Annotated in this window: 7 protein-coding genes; all 7 read left to right on the top strand. The window is 32.1% G+C overall.

The genetic code is table 11. The features are described 5' to 3' along the window. Nucleotides 1-9: 9 nt before the first annotated feature. The 7 genes from ACWJJ5_RS03450 (at nucleotide 10) to ACWJJ5_RS03420 (ending at nucleotide 12,693) form a co-directional block, all read left to right on the top strand. Complete coding sequence (locus tag ACWJJ5_RS03450; protein ID WP_454022192.1) at nucleotides 10-6,432, top strand: amino acid adenylation domain-containing protein; 6,423 nt, start codon at nucleotides 10-12, stop codon at nucleotides 6,430-6,432. Between the two features lie 95 nt (nucleotides 6,433-6,527). After that, nucleotides 6,528-8,216 carry an ABC transporter ATP-binding protein gene (locus tag ACWJJ5_RS03445; protein WP_101562537.1) on the top strand — a complete coding sequence of 563 codons (1,689 nt, stop codon included), beginning with the start codon at nucleotides 6,528-6,530 and terminating at the stop codon, nucleotides 8,214-8,216. Between the two features lie 474 nt (nucleotides 8,217-8,690). Continuing rightward, a complete protein-coding gene (locus ACWJJ5_RS03440) occupies nucleotides 8,691-9,344 on the top strand; it encodes a DUF6875 domain-containing protein (RefSeq protein WP_101562536.1) in 654 nt (217 codons plus the stop codon). Nucleotides 9,345-9,565: 221 nt separating this feature from the next. Further along, nucleotides 9,566-10,489 (top strand): ABC transporter ATP-binding protein, encoded by a 924-nt coding sequence (locus ACWJJ5_RS03435; protein WP_454022191.1) that lies wholly within the window; start codon nucleotides 9,566-9,568, stop codon nucleotides 10,487-10,489. 97 nt (nucleotides 10,490-10,586) lie between these two features. Further along, nucleotides 10,587-11,291 carry an ABC transporter permease gene (locus ACWJJ5_RS03430; protein ID WP_454021381.1) on the top strand — a complete coding sequence of 235 codons (705 nt, stop codon included), beginning with the start codon at nucleotides 10,587-10,589 and terminating at the stop codon, nucleotides 11,289-11,291. Nucleotides 11,292-11,329: 38 nt separating this feature from the next. After that, nucleotides 11,330-12,199: a DUF4097 family beta strand repeat-containing protein gene (locus ACWJJ5_RS03425; protein ID WP_454022190.1), complete on the top strand. Its 870-nt coding sequence runs from the start codon at nucleotides 11,330-11,332 to the stop codon at nucleotides 12,197-12,199. Between the two features lie 212 nt (nucleotides 12,200-12,411). Continuing rightward, complete coding sequence (locus ACWJJ5_RS03420; protein ID WP_101562533.1) at nucleotides 12,412-12,693, top strand: AbrB/MazE/SpoVT family DNA-binding domain-containing protein; 282 nt, start codon at nucleotides 12,412-12,414, stop codon at nucleotides 12,691-12,693. The last annotated feature ends 156 nt before the right edge of the window (nucleotides 12,694-12,849 follow it).

Genomic DNA, 12,849 nt, shown 5'->3' with positions numbered 1-12,849 from the left:
GAAACAGTGATGAGCATTAAGGAGAATAAAAAAGAGCAACAATCAGGCAAATATAATAACGAAAATACAAAAACACAAATGGATTTCAATAATACTAAATTTAACTATAACTTTACTGGTAGCTTTGTAGAATACTTTGAATCAACCGTTAAAAAGAATCCAAAGGGTATCGCTGTGTCTTATAAGGATCATCACATAACTTATTCGGAATTAAACGGAAAAGCAAATAGTGTTGCCCGCATATTGAAGGAGAGCGGTGTTAAAGGTAACGATATTATAGGAATAATGATGAATCGTTCTATTGAAACTCTTATTTCTATTTTAGGGGTTTTGAAATCCGGTGGCTCATACTTGCCGCTGGATCCTAACCAGCCTTATGAGAGATTGCTATATATGATTGAAGATAGTGGCCTACGAACCATATTAGTAGACTCAAGCCTTCGGAAATCCAACGACAAAAAAAGCTTTGAGTCAATTAAATATATTGAAGTGGACTCAGCACTTTTAAAGTCCAGATATAACTTAAATGAAAAACCAGAGATATCAGACTTATGCTATGTCATTTACACTTCAGGTACTACTGGAAATCCTAAAGGGGTAATGGTAGAGCATAGAAACCTTGTGAATTTGGTCAACTGGATGATTGATATTGGTAATATGAATAGCAAAACTAAGATGTTACAGAGCTCTTCCTTTATCTTTGATGCATCAGTAATTGAAATCTTCCCTTGCCTTGCAGCGGGAGGTCAAGTACGTATATTAGATAATAATCAGAAAGTTAATCCTGTAGAAATTTTAGATAATCTAGTTAATGCTCAGGCTTTTATGATCCCAAGTTTATTCAAGGCAGTAGTAGATTATGCAGAAACCTTTAATAAGACTGATGAACTATTCAAATTTGAGAAGATTTACCTTGGAGCAGAGCCCTTACCTAGTGATTTAATTGTTAAGTTTAGTAAGCTGTGTCCCAATAAAGTAAAAGATATAGCAAATCTCTACGGACCTACTGAGGGTACAGTAGTTGCAAGTGGGTACTTTTATAACAATCAATTCTCCTTAGAAGAGGTTACAATTGGAAGTCCTATTAAAAATGGTGAAATTTATATCCTTAAAGAGAATAACCTATGTGCTATTGATGAGGAAGGAGAGTTATATGTCGGTGGGGCAGGAGTTGCACGGGGTTATTTAAATAAGCCGAACTTAACTAACGAACGATATATTATTATTCCTCATATTTCAGATCAGCGTCTCTACAAAACTGGAGATGTTGGATATTGGAAGCACGATGGAATAATAAATCTTTTGGGAAGAGCAGATGAACAAGTTAAAATTAATGGATATAGAATTGAATTAGCAGAAGTAGAAGCGAGAATTCGTGAGCTAGAAGGAATTAATGATGCTGCAGTTATTTATGATCAATCTAATGATTCCCCACTTTTCATTGCTTTTTATCACGGTAGTAGAGTGGAATCCACTAATGAAATCAAAGACTTATTAAAAAAGAATCTTCCTTGCTATATGATTCCGAATGAAATTGCTAAAGTGGAAAGCTTCCCGCTAACAGCAGGGGGTAAACTAGATAAGAGAAAACTAATTGAAGATTTTATAAACAGTCATAATTATGAATCTAAAACTGAAGAAACTGATCAAATACTTTTATCGTTTTCCGAGGTATTAGGGAATAAAAGTGTTTCAATGGAAGATAACTTCTTTGAGCTCGGTGGAGATTCTATCAAGGCTATTCAAATTATCTCTAAACTTCGTGAAAGAAAATATGAACTTTCAGTAAAAGATATCTTGGAAAATAAGATTATTGGAAAGATTTATTCAAAGGTAAAGACCATTGATAACTTAAAGATCAATCAAGAAGAGATTACAGGTCCTGCAGAATTAAGTCCTATTCAGGAAACTTTTTTTGAAAAGATGCGCATTAATGAGCCAAATTATTTTAACCAGTCCTATATTTTAGAGACTGATGTTGAGCCTGATATAAATTTTATAAAAAATGTTTTAAATGAGATTGTTAAACATCACGACTTATTAAGAGCGGTTTACTCTGGTAAGTCTCAGTACATTCTCCCGTATGAGAAGGATAAGCATCTTGAGCTTAGTGTAATTGATCTTACACATATTCAAGATGAAGGGGAATTCAGAGAAACCTTTATAAGTGAAACTTTAGAAATCCAGAAGAGTATAAACATCGAAACAGGGCCTTTATTTAAGCTAGGACTGTTTAAATGTATGAACAAATTTTATCTATTCTTCTGTATTCACCATCTATCCATTGACGGTATTTCTTGGAGAATATTGATTAATGATTTTATTGATGGTTATGAAATGCAATTGGATGGAAAAGAAATTAAACTTCCGTTAAAAACCATTTCATTTAAGGAATGGAGTCAAGCTTTAAGAGAGTATGGAAAGAGCGATAAATTAGCAAAAGAAATACCATACTGGAAAGAGGTAAACTCAAAAATACCTGAAGGGAAGTTTAGCAAAAAACCTTACACTGCAGACTTTAAGCTAAATACGATGAACATTGAGCTAAGCGAAAGATACACCAACGAAATGCTGTATGATGCTGGGAAAGCTTATAACACTGAAATAAACGATATCTTAATTACCGGGTTGACTCGTGCTATTCAAAAACAAACAGATAACTCCATTGTTTCAATCAATATGGAGGGACACGGTAGGGAGTCCATTCATAAAGATGTGAAAAATGATCGTACAATAGGTTGGTTCACAAGTGAATATCCAGTAGTTTTAGAGAATCTAGGTACTTCAATTTCTAAAGATATTATTAATGTAAAAGAAACAGTACGAAAAATGCCTAATCGTGGTATGGGAAATCTTATTTTGCATAGTGTGTCCCCCGAGATATTTAATGATATAGACCCTGATGTTACCTTCAATTATTTAGGGGAATTCGGACAGGATTATCAAGGTCGCACATTTTCTACGAGTCACATAGAAAAAGCAAAAGATAAATCAATGCAAAATGCTTTTAGATCACCGATTACTATTAACGGTTCTATAATCAATAAAGTTTTAAGAATGGAAGTTACTTATGATGAAAACGTGTTTACTACGGATTTTGTTAGCGAGTTAATGGACCAATTTATTGAGCAGTTAGAAAAAGTAATAACGTTTTGTAAGGAACAAGAAACTAATTACCTTACCGCCTCTGATTTAGGGGAATATAAGTGGAGTAACGAAGAGTTTGAACAAGTGCAAGAAAAGTATAATGAGCTTGGCTATAAAGTCGAGAAGATTCATCCTTTGACTTCTATGCAGGAAGCAATGCTCTATCGAAAAATAAGCACTCCTGATTCCTCTGAATATGTGGTTCAGATGATTAATTATACGGAAAGAGATGTTGACATAGATTTAATGCAAAAAAGTCTTGAAATTATTGCTAATAAATACAGCATATTAAGAACGGCAATAGAACATCGTTTAGTTACTATTCCAAGACAACTTATTCTTGAAAATAAAAAGTTAGAGTTTAACTTTGTAGATTTATCTTCTCAAGATGACAAGAATAATACATTTGAAAAGCTTAAAAAAGAAGATGTAAGAAGAGGTTTTGATTTCGAGAAAGACAGTTTATTAAGGCTAACAGTCATTAAACTTGATGAAAAAGACTATAAGCTCCTAATCACATTCCATCACATCATATTAGATGGTTGGTGCAGCAGTATATTGCGAAATGAATTATTCAATACTTATCAACATCTAACGGAAGGTGCTTCTTATGAAAGTTTACTTCTAAACGAAAAAGAAGAGAATACAACATTTTCTGATTACGTTCAACTAGCTGGAAATGGAGATAATGAAAAAGCGCGAAAATACTGGAAGGAATTAATAGAGGATTTTGAAGATCAAATTATCATCAAGCCTGAAGGGAATCCAGAAGGTGGAGATATAGATGATGTAGGTAAAGTAGAATTTAAGTTGCCTGAAGAATTGTATAAGCGTTTAGAAAAATTTTGTGCTAACCAAGGTTATACCATAAATACAGTTTTCGAAACTATGTGGGCACTTACTTTAGCGGCCTATTCCAATAAAAATGACATTGTGTTCGGTAAAGTTGTATCTGGTAGGAATGTTGATTTAGCAGACGTTGAGACAATGCTGGGAATGTGCATTAATACAGTTCCCGTGAGAGTTAACCTAAAAAAAGATGATACAGTTTCAACCCTTTTAAATAACGTTCAAGAACAATCTATTAATACAACCCAATATGAACATTATCCACTAGCCGAAATTCAGAAGTTATCACAAATGGGAGATGAATTATTCAAAAATGCATTCTCATTTGAGAATTATGAGCAATATCAATTAGAAGATGCGGTAAATAATCCTTTTAAACTACAGGATATACGTGAATTAACAAACTTTAATTTATCATTGGGTGCTGTGAAACGTACCAATTTTTATTTAAGTATTATGTATGACTTAAATATGTATGGAAAGTCAGAAGTGTCCAGAATACTTACTCGTATGATCATCTTACTGGACCAAATGATAAGAACTCCAGACCTACAACTAAGCGAAGTTAATTATTTTGTACCAGGAGAAGAGGAAAAAATCGTCACAGAGTATAACAAAACGGAAGATCCGCTTCCAATAAACGAAACATTAGTTTCTTTATTTGAAAAACAGGTAAATCTCTATCCTGATAATATTGCTGTAGAGTTTGATGAGCAATCTTTAAGTTATAAAGAATTAGACTTAAAAGCTAACTCGGTAGCAGCTACATTAATACAAAAAGGAACAGCTGTAGGAGATATTATTCCTATAATTACTAAACCATCTTTAGAATTAGCGGTGGGTGTTCTAGGGGTTTTAAAAGCCGGAGCTGCGTACCTACCAATTGATCCGGAACAACCTATAAAAAGAATTCAATATATGATTGATGAAGTAAAAGCAAAAGTAGTTTTACACGGTAAAGATTCATCAATTTTAGAAAACACATCCTTAGATATTAAACAATTAGAGTTATGCAATATGACAAGCCTATACCAAGAGGAAATTAACGTTTCTATAAAGCCTAATGATTTAGCTTATATTATTTTCACATCAGGAACTACAGGGAATCCTAAAGGGGTTATGGTAAGCCATTATAACTCATTGAACCATACTTTATGGCAAATGAAAAATGGTAACTTTAATAGTGAATCTACTATGGTTCAAACTATTGCTTTTACCTTTGATGGGCATACAGCAGAGCTCTTCCCTTCTCTTTTATCAGGTGGAAAATTACTAATTGTTAATGAGAACCAAAGAAAGAAACCAGACGAACTGTTGCAACTTATTCCAGGAAATAAAATTACCTTTATTCCGTCCTTACTAAGAGAAGTTGTGGTTTATGCAAAAGAAGTGAATTGTACCCCATTGCTTTCACAATTCGATACGTTGTTTATTGCAGCGGAGTCAATCACCTTAGAGGAAGTAAATGAAATAGTGGGAGAGAATACACACAAGTTAAATGATATTTATCATTTTTATGGTCCTACTGAAACTACAGTTACTATTGCATCTCATCAAATTTCAAATAGTGAAAGCGATGAAATCATACCAATCGGCAGACCAATTTCTAATACAAAACTGTATGTGATTAATAGATTTGGAAATGTATGTGGAACTGGAATGGTAGGGGAATTATGTGTTACAGGCGACTCAGTTTCTTCAGGATATCTAAATCAACCTGAATTAACAGATGAAAAGTTTGTTCCAAATCCTTTTAAAGTTAAAAGTAGAATGTATAAAACAGGTGACTTAGTTAGATGGTCTAACCAAGGAAGGATTGAATTCCTAGGAAGAGTAGATGATCAAGTAAAGGTTAGGGGATTCAGAGTAGAGATTCAAGAAGTTAATGCGGCTCTCAGAATGCACGAAAGTATCCAGGATGCTGTAGTGACAATAAAAGAATTAAATGATGAAAAATATCTTTGTGCTTATGTAGTGGCTAATAAAAGAATAGATGCTAAGCTAGTGCAAAAAGAAATTTCTGAAAAACTTCCTGATTATATGGTGCCCAGCTATATTGTTCAATTGGACAAAATACCAACTTCACTAAATGGGAAAGTTAACAAGGCTGAGTTGCCAAACCCTGTGATAGATTTTAATGGAGAGCATGTTGAACCTAAAACCGAAACTCAAAAGACTATAGTACAATTATTTGAAAAAACATTAGAGGTTGAGAACGTTGGAATTAAAGACTCGTTCTTTGACCTAGGAGGTCATTCTTTAAAAGTTATTAGATTATTAAACTATATCGAGAGAGAGTTTCAGGTCAAAATTACCGCTCGAAATGTAGTAGAGGAAAAAACTGTTGAAAGAATTAGTTCAATTATAGATGCCAAAGATGTCAAAGATTCTACTAATGACTTAGAAGAGATTCTAGTAGCTTTAGAAGTAGATTGATGAAAAAAGTAATAAATAGCGAAGACCTAAATACAGGTCTTCGCTAATCAGTGACTTCTAAGGTCGTCTTAATTGAATAAGAGAGGGGAATCCCAATGGGGATCTATCTAAAACAAAACAAAATTCTTTTAGCAGTTACCTTTATATTCAGCGCTATTGTTTCCGGAGGAACAGTTTATATAGCAATTATCCTACAAGATATAGTAAACGCAGCAACAAAAGGATCGGCACAAGAATTTAAACAAATGATTCTTTTTACATTTGCTTACTTACTAGTACTGGGGATGATCAAATACATTTATCATTTATGTAGCAAAAAAATGGTGAAAAATATTACGAAAGATTTAAGAAGAGATCTATGTAAAGGGATATTAAATAGAGACTATAAGGACTTTGAGCAATACGATACAGCTGAATATATTTCTATGTTAACTAACGATGTAAAGATTATTGAAGAAAATTATATCCTTCCTTTATTGAAGGTAATGGAGAATTCCATTATTTTCTTAGTTTCCATCATACTTTTAATTAAGTTAAGTCCGCTTGTACTTATAGCATTAATCGTATGTTTTGGAGTAATGGCCGTGGTATCAAGTTTTATTAGTAAAGTATTGCAAACTAAGCAGGAGATATTCTCTGTAGCCATTGGAGACTATACTTCAAAGATTAAAGATTTATTCGGTGGTTACAGTGTAATAAAATCATTTAATGTTACTAAAAAAAGCTTTGCAGCATTTGAGAATGAGAATGATGTTGTAGTAGAAAAGAAATATCAAGCAGATAAAACAGGCGCCTTGAATGAGAGTTTATCTGATGTATTAGGATTACTTACAATGTTTTCAGTAGTAGCTATTGGATCTTATATGGTGCTACAAGGAGATGTTTTAGTAGGTACTTTAATCGCATTAGTTCAACTTAGTAATACTTTTGTTAACCCTATTATGATTATTACAATGAGTATTCCACAGCTTCAAAGTGTTAAACCCATTGTAAAAAAATTTAACACTTTGATATTTACAAACAGTGATGATAGCAAAAAAGTCAAAAAGACTACTTTTGAAAAAGCTATTGAAATTAAAAATCTCAGCTTCTCGTACGATGGTTCAAATGAAGTCCTTCGAGATATAAATTTCAGTATCGAAAAAAATAAAAAGTACGTCATCATAGGACAAAGTGGTTGTGGAAAATCAACTTTAATTAAGTTAATTCTAGGGATGAATAAAGGGTACAGCGGAGAGATTGTATGGGATAAAGAAGAATTAAATAGATTAGATACAACTGAACTAACAAAACTATATTCATTGATTCATCAAAATATCTATTTGTTTAACAAATCGATAAGAGAAAACATCTTATTATTTGAGGACTTTAATGAAGAAGAAGTAAATCAGGCACTTTCGAATAGTGGTGTCAATGAATTCATAAAAGATCAGAAAGGCTTAGATAACAATGTAGGAGAAAGCGGTGGAAACTTATCAGGAGGGCAAAAACAAAGAATCGCAGTGGCTAGAGGTCTGATAAGAAATAAACCTATTCTTATTCTTGATGAAGGCACTTCCGCTTTAGACTTAAGAACAAGTTATTTACTTGAAGATAAACTTCTTAATTTCAATGATTTAACTATTATTGCAATCACCCACAACCTAAATTCTGATCTTTTACGTAAATATGATGAGGTTATTTATATGGAAGAGGGCAGAATATTAGAGAAAGGATCGTTTGATGAATTAGTTAAAAATGAAGGTGCTTTTTATAGACTATATTCATTAAACGAGGTTATTTAATTGAATGACCAATTTAGAAAATAACTTAATTAAGTTCTTAATTCACATAATAACATAACGGAAATGATTTAAAACCATGCAAAATCATTTAGAGAACTTTTCTAATAAATTCATGCGTTTAAGTTGAAACACATGAAAGGAACCATTAATAAAACTAATATGAAAAAACAAGTGTAAATCACTAAATTTAACTTTATAGACGAAATATTTGAAATAGATTTAAACTTTTTGTTCTTCGAAAGTGTGGAGAGTGAGATTAAAGAATTTAATTTGAAATCTGAGTCTCATAATTTTTTTAGTTGAAATTTATAATTTCAGTGTTTCTTTCTTTAAGTAAATAAGAAACATTATCTTAGTTAAAGATAAATTGAAGGGATTTTGGTTGAACTTGCTAAAATTCTTTAAACTTATGTTCTTAATTTAAATTATTGTGATTGTGTGTAAATAACTATTTAAAGAAGAGAGAGTGATCTTATGTTGAATTTCAAGAATAATCCTGTTAGTTTAAAACAAATTATAGAAAAACAAGATAATGTTACAAGAGAAGAAATAAAAATTGTTTTAGATTATATAGATTTCTGTTCAAAACCTCATCCAGACAAGGGAGCTAAAGGAGCAATTTGTCCTTTCCTTCCTTTTGCTATTCAAGAAGATACTATATATTGTTCTTTTATAGAACAATATATAGAGGGTGTGCAGCAAATGAGAGACATCATTAAGGAAAGAGCAGTTCAGTTTAAAGAGTTAAAAATGAAATCAGAAAAGGTAGAGAAATATAAAACACTGTTAATTGTGTTTTTAAATAATAAATCACTCGATAACTTACTCGCTACTGTGCATAGGGAATTTAAACGTCAACTTGTGTATGAGGGATTGATGATAGGGGACTTTTATTCCACTAATAGCAAATCAGGACTATATAGTGCCAAATTTACTCCTTTAGTTTGCGAAGTCCCTATGATGGCGATAAGAAATCTCATAAAAGAAGATTTTCCTTTTTTAACAAGTGAAAACGACCAACGTGAGGACAAATTAGAATTTCTAATGGGGTACAAACACTCACTTGAAAATGAATTAAATGAATGTGAGTTGGAACGGGTAAACAAGGCTATTTTTAATCTATCCTAGTAATTTTTCAAGTTTTATATGTTGACTTAAGAAATCTGATAAAGCATCAGTATAACTAATGAAGAAGAAAAGAGTCTATCTAGATACTTTAGATAGCTCTTTCCTTTTTTAAAAATAAATTAATTAGTAGTTGAAAATCTTAAGAAAAAAGTAATATTTGCTTAAGGGAAAAGAGAACTTTGGTTTATATAATAAGAATATTATTGGAAAGGGGAAAGAGAATGACGTACATTTTAAAAACTAACCAGCTAACAAAATCATTTAAAGGAAAAGAAGTTGTTTCCGGAGTTAATATGCATGTGAAAAAAGGAGAAATTTATGGATTTTTGGGGCCGAATGGTGCAGGTAAAACAACCATTATGAAAATGATTACTAATTTAGTTAAACCAACAAGTGGTGAAATCGAAATTTTTGGTGAAAAATTAACAGATACGTCATTTGAAGTGTTAAAGCGAATGGGAACCATTATTGAATATCCGATTTTCTATGACAACCTCACTGCTAGAGAAAATCTATACTTCCATTGTGAATATATGGGGTACTACGATAAAAAATCTATTGATCATGCAATCGAGCTTGTAAAGTTACATAATATTGAAAACAAAAAGGTGAAAGAATTTTCTTTAGGGATGAAACAAAGATTGGGAATAGCCAGAGCCATTTCTACGAAACCAGAACTTCTCGTTTTAGACGAGCCAATTAACGGTCTTGATCCAATTGGTATAAAAGAGTTAAGGGATCTCTTTAAGTTACTATGCAGAGAGTATGGAATCACATTATTAATTTCTAGTCACATTTTAGCCGAAATGGAACAAATGTCAGACACTGTTGGAATTATACAAAATGGCAAGTTAATAAAAGAAGTTTCTATGAAGAGCATAAATGGAAAACAAACGGAATATATAGAGATGAAGGTTCATAACTTAAAAAAAGCGTTATATATTTTAGAACAAAATCTGGGGATAAGAAATTTTAAAATGATTGATAAACAGATAATTCGTATATATGAATCAGCAGTTACACAACAAGAAATCTCTAAGGCATTCATTATGAATGATGTTGGTATAGAAAGTATAAATAAAAAACACAGTTCTTTAGAAGAGTACTTCTTAAGTTCAATGAATAGGGAGGGTATACACACTTAACATTAAATGGATTGCCCGTTTGTATTTAGGTTTATGCACCTAGAAGGAAAGAAACTTATTTACTTTGTCTTAAATTCTTCGCTGGAGGCTATTTGAAATGTTAAAACTTATGAAATTAGAGTACAGAAAACATCACTTGTCACAGTATTTTAAAGGGGTGGCTCTTTGGATATTAATTATCTTTGCCTTGGTCGCTCTTATGGGGTGGGGATCTAGAAATGAAATTGAGCCTATGTTTCCTGCTTATGCAGATTTTATGTCTCTAACTAATATATTTATTAGAATTGTATTTATTAGTTTTTCTGCTGTGATTTTATCCCGTTTAGTTATTGATGAATATAAAAATAAAACAATACAATTACTGTTTACTTATCCTTTACAAAGAAAAAAATTAATGCAAGCTAAACTAGCTATTGTTTTCTTATTCTGCTTTGTAAGTATTGTTATTGCCACTTTTGTTATTAATTTGTTAATTCTCTTCATCAGCCCACACTTATATTTATTTGATAAGCCTGTTGAAATGAGTGAAGTTATTTCCACCATTCCATCGACTCTTATCACTTCTCTTATGATGGCAGGAGTGAGTTTAATTCCTTTATTTTTTGGTATGAGAAGAAAATCCACTGCTGCTACAATCACTTGGGCTGTCATAATTGGGGTCTTTATTAATGCAACAGTTTCCGACGGAGGAGAAACAGTCAGTTTAAGTCAATTCATTATCATCCCGACTATATTTTGTTTATTCGGCCTTTTAGTGGGTTATCTTTCTTACCATAAGGTTGATCAAAAAGACTTGGTATAAACATTATTATTGTAATAGTCAAAAGGAGGATTTATAAAATGAAGAAAATTATAGCAACGATAGTATTGCTCATAGTAATTGGTGGAATTTCTTTGAGCTTTAATTTGTTAAATACAAAAAACTTTAAAAAGAACACTTCTTACAATGCGGAAAATATTGATGCTTTAAAAGTATATACTGATACTTGGGATGTGAGGTTTAAAAAGAGTACTTCAAATGAGGTAACAGTATCTGCAGAGGGGAGACAGAAAGAGAAAGCTCCAGTTACATTTCAAGAAAATGGGAGAGATTTGGTCGTTACTCAAAAAGAACAGAAGAATGGCGGCTTTTTGGATGGATTTACTTTTGGGAAGCAGTGCGGCACAATTTATATTAATGTTCCCGAGTCAGGTATGAACAATATTGAAATAACTAATAAAGATGGGAATATACAATTAAGTGAGATTTCGGCTGAAAATATTGTCGTTGATAATAAGTCCGGTGATGAAAAAATCAATAATGTTTCAGCTCATACTGGAAAATTCGCATCCAGGGATGGATCGTTAAGTATGGAAAATAGTTCTTTTGAGGAATTAAATATAACATCAGCAAGCGGCGATACGGAGATGAAGGAAATAGATAGTTCCAATGTAAAGATTACCTCTAAAGATGGGACGGTTTCAATCAAGGACATAACAGAGGGAAAATCTTTATCAGTAAATACGAAATCAGGAGATATAGGTATATCTTATAAAAAAGCGCCAACATCCCTTGAAGTTCTTGCTGAGAGTAATTCTGATATAACGCTTGATCTAGATGGGCTTAATAAAAGCCACGATGGCGTAAAGGTGAAAAAAGGTGAAATTGGAGCAGGAAGTAATAAGGTAAGCGTATCAAGTGAAGATGGTTCGATTAAGGTTATAAATTAATTATTAAGATGCTTATGCGAAAACCATACCACTGGGAGCTGTTGTCTTTTCTAAGCACAGCACTTTTTTATTAGTTTGTTGAATTGATTGGGGAATTTTGAATTGCATACCTTTTTAAAGAGATCAATTTTATAAACGCCTTATTCTTCAACTTGAAAAATGCGTTTATGTGGCTTGCGAAGTCATTTTGGGAATTGAGAGGAAGAATTAAAATGAAATCTACCGGAATTGCAAGAAAAGTAGATCGTTTGGGAAGAATTGTATTACCAAAAGAGCTGCGTGATGCCAGTGGTATAGAAGTAAATACATTAATGGAAATATTTATTAGAGGAGAAGAGATTGTTCTAAAGAAGTATGCGCCTTATAGTAGATGTGTAGTTACCGGTGAAGCTTCAGAACGTAATTTATCCCTTTTGCAGGGCCAGTTATGTTTAAGTCCTGAATGTGCATGGAAAGTAGTTCGAGAATTGGAATGTCTTTTTCCAAGGAATTAAAGTCAATATTATTACAACCTTTTTATGATTTAAAGAGAAGAACACTAGACAACCAATTTCCACTATAGTGAAGTATGGTTGTCTTATTTATTTAATTTTAAAACATCATGAAATATTTATTACTTTTGAATGAAAAAGAATTATAATAAAGATGGG

It is taken from the genome of Bacillus sp. JK74 (genome assembly GCF_053663395.1).
Note: the sequence above shows the minus strand (reverse complement) of the source record. Positions and strands in the feature narration are given on the sequence as shown.